Annotated in this window: 12 protein-coding genes and 1 tRNA gene; 8 read left to right on the top strand and 5 right to left on the bottom strand. The window is 68.7% G+C overall.

Translation table 11 applies throughout. From position 1 onward, the window contains the following. Positions 1–957 carry a 23S rRNA (guanosine(2251)-2'-O)-methyltransferase RlmB gene (gene rlmB, locus OG900_17700; GenBank protein ID WUH91766.1) on the top strand — a complete coding sequence of 319 codons (957 nt, stop codon included), beginning with the start codon at positions 1–3 and terminating at the stop codon, positions 955–957. A gap of 132 nt (positions 958–1,089) precedes the next feature. After that, complete coding sequence (locus tag OG900_17695; protein ID WUH91765.1) at positions 1,090–2,784, top strand: DoxX family membrane protein; 1,695 nt, start codon at positions 1,090–1,092, stop codon at positions 2,782–2,784. 249 nt (positions 2,785–3,033) lie between these two features. Here the strand turns inward: OG900_17695 and OG900_17690 are convergent, their stop codons facing one another. The 3 genes from OG900_17690 to ugpC form a co-directional block, all read right to left on the bottom strand. After that, the gene (locus tag OG900_17690; GenBank protein WUH91764.1) at positions 3,034–3,774 is read right to left on the bottom strand and encodes a nucleotidyltransferase family protein; all 741 of its coding nucleotides are present in this window, start codon (positions 3,772–3,774) and stop codon (positions 3,034–3,036) included. A 76-nt stretch (positions 3,775–3,850) separates the two neighbouring features. Then, the gene (locus OG900_17685; protein WUH91763.1) at positions 3,851–4,279 is read right to left on the bottom strand and encodes a hypothetical protein; all 429 of its coding nucleotides are present in this window, start codon (positions 4,277–4,279) and stop codon (positions 3,851–3,853) included. Positions 4,280–4,554: 275 nt separating this feature from the next. After that, complete coding sequence (gene ugpC, locus OG900_17680; GenBank protein WUH91762.1) at positions 4,555–5,679, bottom strand: sn-glycerol-3-phosphate ABC transporter ATP-binding protein UgpC; 1,125 nt, start codon at positions 5,677–5,679, stop codon at positions 4,555–4,557. Between the two features lie 206 nt (positions 5,680–5,885). On the opposite strand from ugpC, the gene OG900_17675 reads away from it, so the two are divergent. Then, positions 5,886–5,962 (top strand) — tRNA-Thr (locus tag OG900_17675). Positions 5,963–6,154: 192 nt separating this feature from the next. Beyond that, positions 6,155–6,703 (top strand): Uma2 family endonuclease, encoded by a 549-nt coding sequence (locus OG900_17670; GenBank protein WUH91761.1) that lies wholly within the window; start codon positions 6,155–6,157, stop codon positions 6,701–6,703. Positions 6,704–7,028: 325 nt separating this feature from the next. Here OG900_17670 and OG900_17665 read toward each other — a convergent pair whose 3' ends face one another. Together OG900_17665 and OG900_17660 are read right to left on the bottom strand one after the other, a co-directional pair. After that, positions 7,029–7,763 (bottom strand): hypothetical protein, encoded by a 735-nt coding sequence (locus tag OG900_17665; protein ID WUH91760.1) that lies wholly within the window; start codon positions 7,761–7,763, stop codon positions 7,029–7,031. A gap of 5 nt (positions 7,764–7,768) precedes the next feature. Then, entirely contained in the window at positions 7,769–8,854 is a 1,086-nt protein-coding gene (locus OG900_17660; GenBank protein WUH91759.1) for a toll/interleukin-1 receptor domain-containing protein, read from the bottom strand. 327 nt (positions 8,855–9,181) lie between these two features. Here OG900_17660 and OG900_17655 point away from each other — a divergent pair, with 327 nt between their 5' ends. The 4 genes from OG900_17655 (at position 9,182) to OG900_17640 (ending at position 16,867) form a co-directional block, all read left to right on the top strand. Continuing rightward, complete coding sequence (locus tag OG900_17655) at positions 9,182–10,321, top strand: FxsB family radical SAM/SPASM domain protein (protein ID WUH91758.1); 1,140 nt, start codon at positions 9,182–9,184, stop codon at positions 10,319–10,321. Positions 10,322–10,447: 126 nt separating this feature from the next. Beyond that, positions 10,448–11,914 (top strand): FxsC protein, encoded by a 1,467-nt coding sequence (gene fsxC, locus OG900_17650; protein WUH91757.1) that lies wholly within the window; start codon positions 10,448–10,450, stop codon positions 11,912–11,914. Continuing rightward, positions 11,911–15,828, top strand: coding sequence for an FxSxx-COOH system tetratricopeptide repeat protein (fxsT, locus tag OG900_17645; protein ID WUH91756.1), 3,918 nt, complete (start codon positions 11,911–11,913; stop codon positions 15,826–15,828). The genes fsxC and fxsT overlap by 4 nt, the downstream gene beginning before the upstream one ends. Positions 15,829–15,892: 64 nt before the next feature. After that, on the top strand, positions 15,893–16,867 hold the full coding sequence (locus tag OG900_17640) for a hypothetical protein (GenBank protein ID WUH91755.1): 975 nt from the start codon (positions 15,893–15,895) through the stop codon (positions 16,865–16,867). Positions 16,868–16,885 lie beyond the last annotated feature (18 nt).

Raw genomic sequence — 16,885 nt, 5'->3', positions numbered from 1 at the left:
ATGGCCGGCAACAGCCAGCGCAGGAACCGCCGTACGTCCAACAAGAAGGGCGCCACGGTCGGCAGCGGCGGGCAGCGCCGCAAGGGCCTTGAGGGCAAGGGCCCGACGCCGCCGGCCGAGGCGCGCAAGGGCCACAAGAAGAACCGCGTCGCCGCCGCGCAGGCCCGGCGGGTGTCGGGCCAGTCCCGCCGCCCGTCCGGGCGCGGCGCCAAGTCGACGTCGGAGATGGTCGTCGGCCGCAACCCGGTGGTCGAGGCGCTGCGCGCCGACATCCCGGCGACGGCCGTCTACGTCCAGCAGTTCATCGAAAACGACGACCGGGTCCGCGAGGCGCTGCGGCTGGCCACCGACCGCGGGGTGCCGCTGCTCGAAGCGCCCAGGCCCGAGCTGGACCGCATCACCGCGGGCCTGAACCACCAGGGCCTGGTGCTGCAGATCCCGCCGTACGAGTATGCCCACCCCGAGGACCTGCTCGCCGAGGCGTCCGACCAGGGCGACGACGCGCTGATCGTGGCCCTCGACGGTGTCACCGACCCGCGCAACCTCGGCGCCGTCGTCCGCTCGGTCGCGGCCTTCGGCGGCCACGGTGTCGTGGTGCCCGAGCGGCGTGCCGCCGGTATGACCGCGGGCGCCTGGAAGACCTCGGCAGGCACCGCCGCCCGCGTCCCGGTGGCCCGCGCCACCAACCTGACCCGCACCCTGGAGGCCTACCGCAAGGCGGGCCTGACCGTCATCGGCCTGGCCGCGGACGGCGACGTCGAGCTGTACGACCTCGAAGCGCTCACCGGCCCCGTCGTCATCGTCGCGGGCAGCGAGGGCAAGGGCCTGTCCCGGCTGGTCGGCGAGACCTGCGACCTGCTGGTCCGCATCCCGATGCCGGGCGGCGCCGCCGAGTCGCTGAACGCCGGCGTGGCGGCGGGCGTCGTGCTCTACGAGGCGGCCCGGCGCCGGGCCTGAGCTGCTCGGCGGCCGGTGCGAGCCGGCCGTCAGGACCTGCGGGAGCGCATCATACGGGCTCGGCTCGATTGACGCGTCTCGGACATCGAGGCCCATGTCAGGCAGTGTCCTAAACGTCCGTCACTCGGTTAGATGAGTGTGGACACCAGAACACCCCACCCCTCCACGGGGGGAGGGACGCCCGGATTCGACGAGTCGGTCATGACGATGACACGGGTGCCGAGCGATCCCGCCCAGGTCATCGTCACCCATGCGAGTTTCCGCGTGCAGCTGGGACGGACCTCGGCCCGTTCCCTCGGCCTCGGCGACACCAGCCGCATCGCGGCCCCGCATCACGCGGGCGCCCCTGGAGCCCCCGGCCGCCGCAAGCTCGCGCCGGTCGTGTGGTCCGGCCGCACCGAGCCCGACGACCAGCTGGCCGGCGAGCTCCTGCAAGCGGTGAGGCGGGCCGGAACCGCCGACGGCGGCGCGACCCAGGTGCTGCCGCGTATCGACGACACCACGGTGCTGCCGCCGGTCAAGCCGACCGTCGTCGGGCCGCGCAACGGCCAGGCCCCCACCGGCCTGCTCCGCGGCGTACGCCCGGCGCGCGGCGCGTACGACGACGAGCCGGCGGTCGGCTACCACGGCGACGCGCACAGGCGCGGCGGCGTACGCGGTCGCGGCAACGTACATGGCGGCGCCTTCGAAGACGGCGGCGCGTACGGCGAGGGCGGCGCATATGGCGAGGGCGGCGCATATGGCGAGGGCGGCGCATATGGCGACGCCGAAGCCGAGCGCAGGCCGCGCAAGAGCAACGGCGACTTCGTCAAGCACGCCTGGTATCCGCACCGCCGGATGAACCTCGGCATCGTGCTGCTGCCGCTGCGCATCTTCCTCGGCTTCGTGTCGATCTACGCCGGCATGGGCAAGCTGTGCGACCGCGTCTACTTCGACGGCGGCGAGCGCGGCTCCATGGTCACCTGGCTCGCCTCCCTGCACCCCTGGGCGGCGGCCGAACCGCTGCGCGACGCCGCGCTCAACCACCCGGTGGGCGCGGGCCTGAGCATCGCCTTCCTCCAGGTCGTGGTCGGCGTCCTGACCGTCTGCGGCCTGTGGCAGCGGGTCGCCGCGGCCTTCGGCGCCGCCCTGTCCGTCGCGCTGCTCGTCACCGTGAGCTGGCGCACCGTCCCGGTCTACGACGCCCCCGACTTCATCTACCTGGCCGCCTGGAGCCCGCTGATCATCGCCGGCGCCCCCGTCTACTCCATCGACGGCAAGCTCGCCGGCGACGCCTGGCGCCGCCTCGGCCCGCGGGTCGGCCTGTGGGACCTGCGCCGCTACGTCCTGCGCCGCGGCACGGTGCTCGGTACGGTCATCGTCGGCTGCACCCTGCTGCTCGGCTCCGTGCTGGGCGCCGCGGTGAGGGCCACCACCGCCCCGGAGCAGCGCCCCGCGGGCCCGACGGCCCCGCCCGTCAACAACCTGCCCGGCCTGCCGCTGCCCGAGGCATCCGGGAGCGACTCCACGCCGACCGCACCGTCGCCGACGACGTCGGCGAAGGCCAAGAAGAAGCAGCCGGACGCGGTGGCGCCGACCCAGGCGCCGACCACGGCCCCCGGGCCCAGGCACACACCCGGCAACACGTCCACGTCCGGCGCCAGCCACTCCTCCGGCACCCCCGGACACCACTCGGTGCCCCCGCCGTCCCCGCCCCCGGCCCCCCCGACCCAGGCGGCCCCGCCGCCTCCGCCGCCGCCCGCCAAGCCCCCGCAGGGCGCCATCGGCGGCCTCCTCGGCGCCCCTCTGCTCGGCCCTCCGCCGACATCCCCGGCGCCGACGGCCTGACCGTCCCGCCCCGGCAATCCCCGCGTCCCCGCGCCTTGTCCCCGCGCCTTGCGAAGGCGCGGGGATTCGCGTCGGTGCGGGGCCTGGTCGTACTGCCCTGTGAACCGGCCGGCGAGGGGCGGCCTTCCGGGGCGCGGGGAACTGCGCGCCGAGCCCCGGCGCACGGCAAGGCACGAGGTCCGGCCGCGAGGGGCAGCCGCGAGGGGCGGTCCGCCGCCAGGCGCTGACGCGGACGCGGGGCGCATCACACTAGACGGGCGCGGCGCCCAGTTCCCTGGCCGCCTCGCGGAGGTCCTTGGCCGTGTCGATGGCCCGCCAGTACGCGCCCTGCGGGATCGGGTAGCCGGCCAGCCGGCGCTCCCGCGCCAAGCGGGGGAAGGTGGTGCGTTCGTGGTCGCCCAGGTCCGGCAGCATCGCCGTGAAGCCGGGCGCGAAGACGTAGACGCCGGCGTTGATGAGGAAGGGCGACGGCGGGGACTCGATGAAGTCCAGGACCTGCCCGAATTCGTTGGTCTCGACGGCGCCCCAGGGAATCCGCGGCCTGGCGAGGGCGAGCGTCGCGACGGCGTCGCGCTCCTCGTGGAAGGCGGCCATGTCGCGCAGCGAGAAGCGGGTCCAGATGTCGCCGTTGGTGGCGTACCACGGCTCCTCGGGGCGCGGCAGCGACGCGGCGGCGTACTTGAGGCCGCCGCCGCGGCCCAGCGGCTCGTGCTCGACGACGGTGGTCACCTTCATCGGCAGCGGCGTGCTGTCCAGCCAGTCCTGGAGGACCTCCGCGAGGTGCCCGCACGAGACGACGGCGTCGGTGACGCCCTCCGCGGCGAGCCACGCGAGCTGGTGGCCGATGATCGGCGTGCCCGTGCCCGGGATCTCGACCATCGGCTTGGGCCGGTCGTCGGTGTACGGGCGCAGCCGCGAACCCTGGCCTCCCGCCAGGATGACGGCCTGCGTGACCGGGTTGACCTCGTGCGCAATGGTGTCGTGCGTCATGCGGCGACCTTATGCGACGCCCGCCGACGCGGAAGGCGGGGCGCGGCCCGCACCCCGCCTCCTCCTCCGGCCGGGGTCAGCCGACCGAGGCGATGCCCGTGGCGAAGGCGGTGTCGCACACCGGCCGCGACCACGACTGGGCGCGCTGCGTGGCGCCGTCGTACTTGGCGACGGCGGCGCGGCCCAGCGAACGCGCGATGGACGCGCAGTATTTGGCGAGCGACGGTTGGCGGGCCATGGCGATCTGGAGGTCGGTCAGTGCCACCCCCGGGTCCTTCTGCTGGAGTTCGGCCAGCAGCCGCGTACGCAGCGCCTCCTGCGGCGCCTTGGCGGCGGTCTCCGCGGCCACTTCCTGCCTGCTCTTGGCGGAGGCGGTGAGCACCTGCGCGTCGGAGGAGGAGACGGCCCACGGGACGCGGGTGACGGCGAGCGTTCCCGACAGCACGAGAACGACCGGGAGAACGAGCGCGAATGTCTTGCCGAGACGGCGAGCTACCTGGTTCACGCATCGGATCGTAGCGACTGGTGATGATTTGGCGACATTTAGTCACTCTCCCGAGGGAGTGAAATCGCCTGCGGGGGTGTTCGGTGTTGACGAACGGACCCGAAAGGCCGGTTATGCGTATGTATGCGACCGGTGCGACCGGTGCGGAAGGCCGCGAGCCGGCCTGGGCGGGACCACGGCGCTGCCACGGCGCGGGGGGCCACCGCGCGGCCACGTGAAAAGGCCGGGCGGTACGTGGCAAGCCACGTACCGCCCGGCCGTATCGCTTCGCGGCGTCAGTCGCTGAGGCGCTCGCCGGAGGAGGTGGCGAAGACGTGGGTCTCGCCGCCGCGCGGCACCACGTGCAGCACGGAGCCCTTCTCGGGGATCGCGCGGCCGCCGACGCGGATGACGACGTCCTTGTCCTCGTCGCCGACCTTCGCCGAGCCGTAGACGTAGCCGTCCGCGCCCAGCTCCTCGACGACGTTGACGGTCACGGCCAGGCCGGCCGGGGCGTCCTTGGACAGCGACTTGGTGTCGCCCTCGCCGGTGACGATGTCGAAGTGCTCGGGACGCACGCCGACGGTGACCGTACGGTCGCCCTTGTCGGCCGCCGCCTGCACCGCGTCACGCTCGACGTTGACCAGCGCGTTGCCGAACTTCACGCCGCCGTCGACGATCGGGACCTCGATGAGGTTCATCGCGGGGGAGCCGATGAAGCCCGCCACGAAGAGGTTGGCCGGCCGGTCGTACATGTTGCGCGGGCTGTCGACCTGCTGGAGCAGACCGTCCTTGAGCACCGCCACGCGGTCGCCCATCGTCATGGCCTCGACCTGGTCGTGGGTGACGTAGACGGTGGTGACGCCCAGCCGGCGCTGCAGGCTGGCGATCTGCGTACGGGTCTGCACACGCAGCTTCGCGTCGAGGTTCGACAGCGGCTCGTCCATCAGGAAGACCTGCGGCTCCCGGACGATCGCGCGGCCCATCGCGACACGCTGCCGCTGACCACCGGAGAGCGCCTTCGGCTTACGCGCCAGGTACTCGGTCAGGTCCAGGATCTTCGCGGCTTCCTCGACCCGCTTGCGGATCTCCGCCTTGTTGACGCCGGCGATCTTGAGCGCGAAGCCCATGTTGTCGGCGACCGTCATGTGCGGGTACAGCGCGTAGTTCTGGAACACCATCGCGATGTCGCGGTCCTTCGGCGGCAGGTGCGTGACATCCCGCTCACCGATCCGGATCGATCCGGCGTTGACGTCCTCGAGCCCCGCGAGCATCCGGAGCGAGGTCGACTTGCCGCAACCCGAAGGCCCGACCAGCACGAGGAACTCGCCGTCCCCGACCTCGATGTCGAGCCCGTCCACCGCGGGCTTGTCGCCACCCGGGTAGATCCGGGTCGCCTTGTCGAACGTGACTGTAGCCATGACTGTTACGCAGTCCCTTCACCGGCAGGAACGTGCCGGACGATCCGAGTAAAGGAAGCAGTTCTCTTGGTGCCGCTTCAGTGGTCTCCAGTCCGCATCCCACGGACTCCCGGTGACGCTACCTGCACGTTCCCCTTCTTGTCACCAGCCCCCCACCCACTTTTTCCCCACCCTCCCCCGACCCCGCCCGCTACACTGCTCTTCGCGCCTCCTTAGCTCAGTTGGCCAGAGCGACGCTCTTGTAAAGCGTAGGTCGTCGGTTCGAACCCGACAGGGGGCTCCACCTAAACCCCAGCCCAGATGTCTTCTGAGCTGGGGTTTTGCGTTCAGCGGACGTGGCGGCGCTGGCGGGAGCGGGCCGCTTTGGTGTCGGCGGTCTCAGTTCTGGTCTCAGCGGACGCTGTCAGTCCTCCTGGGCGGTAGGTGCCCGATAGTCTTGGAGACGAGGCGGCTCGCTCCTGGGAGGCACTGCAGCATGGACCCGCAGCACTTTGCACTCCTCGACGAGGCCCGCAGGAGTCTGCCGGAAGGGTTCAAGGCCGAGATCTCGGGCGACACCATCGTCATGATGGTCGGCCCCTCCGGCATCCACCAGCGCAATCTCCTGGTGGTCAGGCGCCAGTTCGACGCGCACAGCCCGAGTGATCTGGTGCCGAGCGAGAACACGGACCTTGTGTCCCCCAGCGTGGGCAAGAGCCGCAATCCCGACCTGACCTATCTGCCGGCCGCCGTCCTGGAGACCACCGACAACCAGGTCCCTGCGGAGACCGCGGCCATCGCCGTCGAGTTGGTCTCGCCGTCGAACCCCGAGAACGACTGGGTGGGCAAGGTCAGGGACTACCCGGTGATGGGAATTCCCCTGTATCTCGTGGTGGACGCCAGGCTGAAGACCGTCACGCTCTTCAGCCTCCCCGACGGCCGCAAGTACCACCGTCGCGAGGACGCTGAGTTCGGTGAAAGCCTCCACATTCCCACGCCATTCGGCTTCGACCTTGACACTGCGACGCTGCTGCCGTACGCCTGAGTGCTTGCTTGTCCAGCACGGATGCAGCACCCATGGGTGCGGAAGCCCGTGCGAACCAGTGGCAAGAGGTGAGCGCCATTTCCGCTGGTCAGCGGCACATCGGCCGCATCACCGCAGGTCAGCCGCCTGCCCTGAGGGATCTTGTAAAGCGAAGGTCGTCGGTTCGAATCCGACAGGAGGCTCTTCTTTTTGCCTGGTCAGGGGTCTGTCCGTCGTTTGCCCGACCTGGAAGACGGTGGCCTGGGAGATTGACGGCGGGTTCGGCTCTTCGTCCTTGACGACCGGGACCCGTCGCAGGCAGTGCGCTGCCTGGCAGACTCCTCCGCTAGCCCCTGCGCGCCTCCGCTGCCGCGTCGGTTTCCGCATCCGGCGCAGGCGCCTGCAGCCCGACGACGTCGAGGCCGCCGATCATCAGCTCCGGGTTCTGCACGCCCGCCAATTGGGCGAACCCCAGCACGTACTGACGGGTGGCGGTGCGCAGGTGGTCCAGTTCGGCGCGGCAGTCCTGCGCCAGGGGCCATGCGGTTTCGGGGAGTTCGGGGTGCGCGCTCTCGAACTCCGCCAGCCGCGGATGCCACTTGGACAGGAAGGGCCGCAGCTCACGGTTGAGCAGGCTCACCGCCAGGTACTCGACGGTCAGGCCCTCAGTGTGCCGGGAGGGCCGGGTATTTCGGAGAATCTCCCGCGTGGTGGCGAAGAGACTATAGAGCGAGTTGAGCGCCTCACGTATCAACCCCTCTCCGTCATCGAGCTTTTGGGTAGCTGTCCGGGTGGCCGACTCTATGAACAGCTGCCACGAGACCTGCTCGGTCTCGTCGTTCACCACGAAGGTCAGCTCGCTGAACTGCGGCACGCTGATCCGAACCTCGGTCAGGCGTGCGGTTCTGCGGTAGAAGTCGGCCCCGACCGCGGCGATCGCGCCCAGTGCCGCGCCGACGGCCGTCAGGGCGTAACCGCTGTCGATCCTGTTGAGCCCGTAGAGCGCCGCGCCCGCTCCGCCGCCGACGACTGTGAAGACGGCGATGCGGAACCACCGCCTGCTCCACCACATCCTGGTCACAGCCGTTAGCCCTTTCGTGACTTGAGGTAGTCCAGTAGTAACTCAGCGTCGGTGGGTATCGCCGGATCGATGGCGTAGTGCGTGACGTCGTGACCGCCCAGGAAGTCCGGCAGATCCTCGACGCGGGTACCGGGCAGGATCACCCGGAGTATCCGTAGATACCAGGTCGTGGGGTGCTCGTATATCTCCCTCCGCAGAAGACGCGCCTCCCAGGCCACCCCCCTGCCCACCCCCTCTGTCTCGGTGCCCTCGGCCCGGCGTTTGTAGGCGGGAGAGGCGACCACCACGATGAAGTCCGCCTTCCGGTACTCGTTCTGCATCCACTGGGGCCAGTCCTGTGGCGCCCGCGCGGCGGGCTGGTCCAGCCGCGCGTCGATGCCCTCGGCGCGCAGCATCTGCCAGAAGACACTGACCTGTTCGGCGTGGACGCCGTCGTCCTCGTGCGCGTAGGAGATGAAGATGCGCGGTTCGCGGGCGACTTGGTCGCCGCTCCGGGCCTGCGGCGGGATGGACGACGGGCGGACTGCGGGGCGTGGCTGGGGGAAGGCGACCAGCGGTAAGAACTGCTCACCCGGCGGCAGTGGGGCCGGCCCCGTCGCGCGCCCGGCGAGAACGCACGCGGCGATCTCGTCCAGCGCCGCGCGGTAGTCCGCGGATTCCCAGCCCGATACATCCATGATGCCGCGCAGACCCTTGAGGGCGTAGAGCGAGGTGAGCCCCTTGTCGCCCACGGAGGCCCTGGGCAGACCCGTAGGCGGGTCGAAAGGCGGTTGCCAGCGGACGAGAACGCGCGCGGCATTCGCGTCCGTCCGCCGCTCGTCAGGCGTTCGGCTGAGCCGCTGTTCGAAGGTGGACCAGTCACGACCGCAGTCGCAGTCGTCGTAGTACAGCTTGGAGCAGAGCGAGACCATCACCGCCGCCTCGGCCGCCGGTGACGCGTCCGGGCGGTCTTGCGGACGACCCGGACACATGGCGGCGCGGACCGTCGTCCCGGTGAGGGCCCGGAGCTTCCCCACCAAGTCCTCGTGGAACCGGGCGGCATAGGCCTCGTTCTCCCTGGCGGCGAAGCTCGTGATGAAGTCGTAGGCCATGCTGCCGTCCCCCTGCGTTCCCGTCCACTGTGCCATCCTCCTGGAGCCGTAACCGAAAGTCCCCGTAATTTGGCCAGTTGACACCTCACTCGAAACGAACGGACCTCTCTAGATTGTGGGAGACAACTCTGGGGGGGATCGGTGGAGCGGTCGCGCAAGCATCCGTTACCGGCGTTTGCCATGGCATCTGCCGCCGTCAGCACGCTGGTCGGCGGGGCGTCGCATACGGGGGTACGCCATCGAGAGTTGGGGCCGACCTTTGAGATGTGCACTCCTCCCGCCGGATCGTGGCCGATGCCACGGGTATTACCCGGCTCGGTCGGCGGGGTGACGCTCGGCGCCTTTGACCAATTCGTCGTCAAGCTGCACAGCCGGTGCAATCTTGCTTGCGACTATTGCTACATCTACGAATTACGGGACACAGGCTGGCGCGGCCGTCCGCAGACCATGCCGGCGGCCGTCAGAGAGCAACTGATCGTCAGGATCGCCGAGCACGTGAGCCGTCACCGGCTGCCCGTAGCGCGCGTCATCCTGCACGGGGGTGAGCCGCTGCTCGCCGGCGCGGACGTCATCGCCGGTTTCGCGCGGTCCGTGCGGTGTGCGGTCGGCGAAGCCGGCGGGCGGGTCCAGTTGGTCATGCAGAGCAACGGGCTCCTCGTCGACGAGGCCCTGCTGGACGTCCTGCTTCGGCACGACATCCACGTGGGCGTCAGCCTTGACGGCGACCGTGAGGCGCAGGACCGGCACCGGCACCGCCGGCGGCGTCCGGACGCCCCCGCAACCGCTCGTACCAGTAGTTGGACCGGCACTCGGCAAGCCCTGACGTTGCTCGAACTCCCGCGCTACAGAACGCTGTTCGACGGCCTGCTGTGCACCGTGGACACGGCGAACGATCCGGTGCGCACCTACGATGCCCTCGTCGCCCACCGCCCGCCCGCAATCGATTTCCTGCTGCCACAGGCCACCTGGGATCACCCCGCGCCAGGCGGCGGCGGTACGGACGCCCCGTACGGCGACTGGCTCGCAGCGGTCTTTGACCGGTGGCGGCTGGATGGCCGGCCGGTGCGCGTGAGACTCTTCGACGCGATCATCGCGCTGTGCCTTACGGGCGGTGCGAGCGGTGGCAGCGAGTCCGTGGGCGCGCTGCCGGCCGCAGCCGTGGTGGTCGAGTCGGACGGCACGATCGGGTGGACGGACTCGTTGAAGGCGGTCGCCGACGGCGCGGCCGACTCTCACAGCGACGTATTCGGCCATTCCTTCGATGCGGTGCTCGCGCTTCCGGAAGCACCGGAATACGGACCTCAGACCCTGTGTGACGCGTGCCGCCAGTGCCCGGTGGTGGGCATCTGCGGAGGTGGAACGCGCGCTCACCGCCATGGTCGAGGGCGAGGCTTCGCCAACCCCTCGGTCTACTGTCGTGATCTCTTCACACTGATCGGGCACATCCGTGCCAGGCTGGGCAATTGATCGATAGTGCGAGGCGGCGGCACCGGACCCGGTGGTCAGCGGCTGCGGATCGCTCATTCGGATGAGCCACAGTCAAATGACGTGTTTTCAAGGCGCGCTTGGGGGATATCACATTAGACTTGAAACGTGGCAGCGCCGGGGAAACCGGCCGTTGCTTCGGCGTGTGATCTTCGCAGGCCGTGCTGGTGGTGCCGCCGCGATGGGTCGACAGAACAGACCGGTAGTGAGCGGTTCGGGGAGGCCCTTGGGGGTGTGGTGAGGCCATTATTCTACACCAGCTATGCCAGTTCGACCGGAGACAGAGGCCCGGTCCAACGGTTCCACTTCGACGTGCAGAACGAGATCTACAGCCTGGCGGGCTCGGGTTCGGCCGCCGATGGCCGGCTCAAGTACGCGGAGCCTGCCGCTGTGCCCGATGCCGACGTGCTGAACTGCCGATCCATGCTGGTGCTCTACTCGCCGGACTACCTGACGGACGCCCAATGCGCCTCGGAGTGGTCGGTGTTCCGGGAGCGAATGGACCGTCGGGAGCGGCAGACCGGGGAGGCACCCCCGTCGCTGGTCGGAGTCCTCTGGCGGCCGGAGGGCCTGGCACTGCCCCAAGTGGTCGCCAATACCGGAGTGATCATCAACGATGACTCGCGATACGGTTATCAGGGGCCCGGAGCGCTCGAACTCCAGCGGGATCCGCAGGCCGCAGACGTATACCGCGCGCTCGTCCGCCAGGTGGCGCGGAGTCTGATCCGGGCGGCGGCCGAACCGCTGGTACCGATGAGCGAGTCCGCGAGCCGTACGGTGCCCCTCCGGTTCGGCCCCGGCCGGCCGGTTCCGCATGAGCGGGTGTCCGTCGCCCCTGACCGATCGCCTCCACCCCGCACGGCACCCGGTCGCCCCGTACTCGCGGCGCAGCCCGCTCGCGAGGTCGTCGTCATAGTGGTCGCTGGTGATCGGACCACGATGGAACCGGTGCGCTCGTCTGTGGCGACCTACGGGTCCACGCCCGCGCAGTGGCGTCCCTTCTTACCCGAGACGGACGAGACCGCGGTCTCGGTCGTGAACCGGGTGCTGCGGTACTACGACATTGAACCGGGGGCCGTCGTATCACCCGACGAAGGGGTGACGGGCGGATGTCCCGGCGCCGACGAGCGTCGCGGCCTGCTGGTCCTGATCGATCCGTGGACGGCGAGTTCGGCCACGGTCCCCGCGTTGTGGGACCGGTTGGCGCAATCGGCGCCCTGCGTCCTCGCCGTCGTCGTGGTGCTGTCCCGCCAGGACGAGGAGACCTGGTTGAATGCCGGCCGGCTGCGTGAAAGCCTGTCGCGCACCCCAGTATGGGCCCTGGGCGTGCCGAAGCACGAGGCAGGCACAGCCCAGTCACTCGCACACACCGTGGCCGGGGTACTGGCCGATACCGTCGCGGACGGGCAGTCGCGGCTGGGCGCGTGGCCGCCCCCGGGAGAGCATTTCCGGGAGAGCCCTTCCGAGCAGCTCACCCGCCGGCGTCAGGAGCGGGCCAGCTGGATCAAGCGAGGCGACGGCCCGTGGCCTCCCCTGCTGAGCGGGGTTTCCGGAGGACTGTGGGGCGGGGGATGAGCACGTCGAGTCATCAGGCGAAGATCATCACTTTCTATTCCTTCAAAGGCGGCTCAGGCCGGACCATGGCGCTGGCCAACACCGCCTGGATCATGGCCAGTGCCGGGAAGTCCGTGCTGGTCGTCGACTGGGATCTGGAGGCGCCCGGACTCCATCTGTACTACCAGGAGTTCCTCCCGACTCCCGACCTCCGGTACGGAGTTGGAATCCTCGACATGTTCTCGGCCTTCGCCGAGGCGGCCAACGACAGCGAGAACGCCCCGGAGGACCTGCGTGAACTGCACGCGGAGCACACCAACTTCGAGCGCTATCGGGTGGGGATCAACTACTCCTTCCCGGAGTGCGGGCGACTGGACTACATCGGCCCCGGCCGGTTGGACGAGGGTTACGCGAACAGGCTGCACGACTTCGACTGGGGCCGGTTCCAGACCAGCGAAGAAGGGCTGGAGTTCCTCGAAGCGCTCCGTGCCCGCATGCGGGACAGCGACTACGACTACATCCTGATCGACAGTCGTACCGGCTTCTCCGACGGGGCAGGGATCTGCACTCTCGTGCTTCCCGACACGGTGGTCGTCGGTCTGGCCATGAACCGGCAGGCCATCGAAGGCTCGGGCAGGATCGCCCAGCTCATCACGCGCCACTCCAGGCCGATCGAGCTTCACACGCTGCCCATGCGGATCGACGCGGCGGAGAAGGAACGGCTCGACCGCGCTATGGGGGAGGCCCGGCGCGTCCTCGACCCGTTCCTCGGCATCGACGACGAGGACGAACTCGACGCCTACTGGGGCGAGGTACAGATCCCCTACCGTGCCTACTTCGCCTACGGTGAGGAACTCGCCGTGATGGAGGAGAATCCGCGGCACGCGCACACCGTTCTCGAACAGTACGTACGCTTCGCCAGCCGTATCACCGGCGGTGAGGTCGGCGGCTTCAAGCCGGTCTCCGCCGCTGAGCGCAAGCTGTACAGCCGCAAGTATCTTGCTGTCAGGTCCACCAATCCGCAGACCGTCACCATGCTGCATGCCCCGGACGATCAGTTGTGGGCCGCCTGGATCAGCGCCCAACTCACCCCGGCGGGCTTCAAGATCGTTTATCCGCAGGTGAACGAGGACCTCCCCGACAGCGACTACCTGCTCCTCCTGCTTTCGCCACAGCTCCACAGCAGCCCGGTGGGCCAGGAGGTCGAGCGCATCATAGCGGGGGCGCGAGTCGGCAACGTCGAGACGCCGCAGATCATCGCCCTGCGGGTGAGCGAGGCCCCGCTGCCGTCACAGGACGACGACCTGCCGAACCCCGCGAACCTCACCAACCTGAGCGAGTCGGGAGCCCGCAGCGCATTGCTGAAGCGCTTCGGACTGCGCGACGCGAGTGAGGCGCAGCCGTTCTCCTTGGACGGTCCGCGCTTCCCCGCCCGACGGCCCGACGTCTGGCAGGTACCCCATCCCGGCACCGTGTTCACCCCGCGTGTGCCGATCATGAGGGCGCTGCGACAGGGATTCCATTCCGGAGCGGCGAATCGGTCGATTCCGCAGGTGCTCACCGGACCCATGGGCGTGGGCAAGCAGAGGATCGCACTGGAGTACGCGTACCGCTTCGCCTCCGAGTACGACCTGGTGTGGTGGATCCCCGCCTCGGAGCCGAGCACCATCACGGCATCGCTCACCGCACTGGCGAAGGCGGTCAACGCGGAGGCCAACAAGCGGTCCCCGGGCTCCAGAACCGGTGAGGACCGGGAGACGTTGCTGGAGGACCTGCGGCTGGGCCGGCACTGCCCCCGCTGGCTGCTCGTGTTCGATGGGGCAGAAAGCCCGGAAGCCGTCGATCCCTTCATCCCCACCGGCGGCACCGGCCATGTCCTGATCACCTCGCGCAGCAGTCCCAGTTGGTCGCAGTACGACAACACGCACGTGGTCGATGTGTTCACACCCGAGGAGAGCCTCGACCTGCTCAGCCAGTTGTTGCCCTCCTACAGCGACACGGATCTGTGCCTCCTCGCCACTCGTGCGGGCCACCTCCCGCTCTTCGAGGAGGCAGCCGCGGCAGCCCTCAACGCGCTGCCCCAGCCCATGGAGGACTACCTTCGCGATCTGGGCAGCGGCACAGCGTTGCCTGTCAACGGACTGCCACCCGAATACCAGGTGTTCAGCGATGTCTATGGGGGGCCGTACCGCACTCTGCGGGAACGGTCACCCGCGGCGGCGAAGCTGCTGGACCTCTGCTCCTTCATGTCCCAGGACGGCGTGGGCATGAAGGTCGTCCAGTCGCCGGGAATGCTGGCTCTGCTCGCCGAGCAGGAACCCGCCCTGCACGACGCCATCCGGCTGCGGGCCGTACTGAAGGAACTGACGTTGCCGGCCCTCGCCGTCCTGGACCCGACGGGCAAGATGCTGAAGATCCACCGGGTGGTGCAGGACCTGGTGCGCGCCTGGATGACGCAGGAGGAGCGGGAGAGGACTCGCGCCGAGGCCCTCGGCGTCCTGGCCTCGATGGTGCCCACCGACCTCGAACGCGACGAGCGGACCCACTGGGACACCTTCGACGAGCTCGACAAGCACGTGCTTGTGTCCCAGGCGCCGGAGAGCGAGGATCCGAAGGTACGGGACTGGCTGGTGAGCCAGGTCCGCTATCGCTGGTTCACAGGGCGGTGGAGGGAGGCGTGCGAGCTGGGCACCGGCGTTCTGACGAAGTGGCGCGAGACCCTCGACGAGGATCACACGTCGGTGCTGCGCATGGAGTCGCAACTGGGCGCGGCCCACAGGATGCTCGGCGAGTACCAGCAAGCGCTCACGCTCAGCAGGCACGCCACGATGGTGCAGCGGCAGCGCGACAAAAGGGACACGTACGCCCTGCTGGACGGGCGCGGCTACGCGGCGGACCTACGCGCGGTCGGCAAGTTTCAGGAGGCGTTCGAGGAGGACCAGCGGTCCTATTCCGGCTTGAGCCGCGCCATCACCAAGGAGAACAACGAGACGCTCAGTGCGTCCGGCAACCTCGCGCTCTCGAAGTTCTACATGGAGTCGGCCGAGAGCGCCGTGCGCCAGGATCAGTCCACCTTCAACATCCGCCGGCAACTGCTGGGGGTGGACAACGCGCAGACCTGGCGGTCGTACGCCAGAATCGGCACCTACTACCGGGAAGCGGGGAAGCTCGACAGCTCCCGCGAGCACCTGGAACTGGCCAGGAACCACCTGCGCAGACTCCTGGGCGCCGACTCCCACTTGACGCTGTGGACGCTGCAGAGCCTGGGAATGACCATGGTCCGGACGGGCGAGGCGACGAGCGGCCTGGAGTTGCTCCAGGACACGCACATCGCGTTCAAACGGCAGTGGGGGGACCGACAGCCGCGCACCATGTCATGTCGCCTTGCCGTCGCCGCGGGTCTGCACGCCTTGGAGCGGCCCGGCGACGCGGCCGATTACGCGCAAGGGGCGCTCGGCCACTATGAGGCGGTGTTCGGCCGCGACCACCCCTTCACCGCCATCTGCCGAAGCAACCTCGCGCTCTACCTGCTCGACAGCGGCCGGCCGGATGAGGCGATCAAGCAGGCGAACAAGGCCGTTCACCAGCTGAAGGAAGTCTTCGGTGCCGACCACCGCTACACCCTGGTCGCGAGGATGAATCGCAACAATTGCGCCACGGAACTGGAACAGGGTCTCGAATACGAGCGCACCACGGAGGACGAGGTGATCTTGGAAGGCTGCGGCCAGATCCAGGGATGGGGATCGCAGCACCCGATCACGCTGACGGCGATGGCCAATTCCGCCGCCTCAAACGAACAGCGCGCTGAGGATTTGCGGGACACTCTGGCGCGCCATGTGCCCGTGACCTTCATCGACGGCCACCGACTCGCCACCGCCCTCCTCGCGGATCCCTACCGCAAAATCGGAGCTGACCTGGAGGTGTGGGGTGTCTGAGTCCGCGAGGAGTGAGAGAGAGGCGGACAATATGGTGCGCTTTCCTGACGGAGAAAGTTCGCCGATGAGGGACATCGCCAGACGCCTCAGAGAGAGATTACTGAAGCCGAATGGGCTGGCGCACATTGTGTTCTTCGACCGTGACGTGTCGAAGGTCGTTCTTTATGCCGATGCCGATGCTGACGACCCCGACCCCGACCCCGACCACGACGCCGCCGCCGCCGAAGACGTTGGCAGCGCACCTGCAGGTGGAACGTCAGCGTTGCATGAGAGGGCGGGGCGGCAGCTCTACTACGTACTCGAAGATCTTGAGCCCGATTTTGCGGATCTGCGCACCGGGATGCTGATCCGCACGATCCTGCGCGTGCCGACGGGTGCGGTCCTCTACTTCATGGTTGAGCCGGGATTCCATCTCTACGGAGCCACATCGGCTCTGGAGGATCTGGATTCGCTGGATGCCAAAATGGCCGAATGCGTGAACGAGATCCGGTCGGAAGTGCATTACAGTGAATTGGATTATGGCTCATGGCTCAGCAGTCAGGGGGCGGATACGAGTGTCGTCGGCGGAGGCGCGGCGACCATTGGTAATTCCGATATAATATACCGCCATGATGCGCCCGGGGTGACCATTTCCGACCCAAAGCGTAGCGCCATCGAAGAGGTCATGGATGTGACCGGACTGCACTATGTCGCTTATTACGATGCTGACAGTTTGATTCCGACTTGCACCGTGGACATCTTCGAGCGCCCTGGGATGGAGAAATTCTTCCGGGGCCAGACGCCGGAGCAGCGGCGCGATAAATACGGCAGAATGGGGCACTTGCTGCCGGGCGTGATCCGGCGCATGAACGTATCCCTGCGCGGGATTATGCGGGGAAGGCTTCAGCAGGTGGTCCTCGACGTGGAGCAGGGCGCACTGTATTTCCACGCGCTGTCCGGCGGCGGGCATCTGGTGGGCGTCACCCTCGACCAGACGAGGGTCGCCGCAGCGGACCGGCGGCTGGGTCAACTGGGCCGGGAGCTGGGGAGACTTGATTGAGCGACGAGCGGAGTACTA

Source organism: Streptomyces sp. NBC_00433 (assembly GCA_036015235.1).
Classification (GTDB): domain Bacteria; phylum Actinomycetota; class Actinomycetes; order Streptomycetales; family Streptomycetaceae; genus Actinacidiphila.
Note: the sequence above shows the minus strand (reverse complement) of the source record. Positions and strands in the feature narration are given on the sequence as shown.

Bases quoted from the DNA above. Each gene is read 5' to 3' on its own strand.
- OG900_17640 (WUH91755.1), top strand. From the start codon at position 15,893: ATGAGGGACATCGCCAGACGCCTCAGAGAGAGATTACTGAAGCCGAAT.
- ugpC (WUH91762.1), bottom strand. From the start codon at position 5,679: ATGGCTACAGTCACGTTCGACAAGGCGACCCGGATCTACCCGGGTGGC.
- OG900_17670 (WUH91761.1), top strand. From the start codon at position 6,155: ATGGACCCGCAGCACTTTGCACTCCTCGACGAGGCCCGCAGGAGTCTG.
- OG900_17690 (WUH91764.1), bottom strand. From the start codon at position 3,774: ATGACGCACGACACCATTGCGCACGAGGTCAACCCGGTCACGCAGGCC.
- OG900_17695 (WUH91765.1), top strand. From the start codon at position 1,090: ATGAGTGTGGACACCAGAACACCCCACCCCTCCACGGGGGGAGGGACG.
- rlmB (WUH91766.1), top strand. From the start codon at position 1: ATGGCCGGCAACAGCCAGCGCAGGAACCGCCGTACGTCCAACAAGAAG.
- fxsT (WUH91756.1), top strand. From the start codon at position 11,911: ATGAGCACGTCGAGTCATCAGGCGAAGATCATCACTTTCTATTCCTTC.
- OG900_17660 (WUH91759.1), bottom strand. From the start codon at position 8,854: ATGGCCTACGACTTCATCACGAGCTTCGCCGCCAGGGAGAACGAGGCC.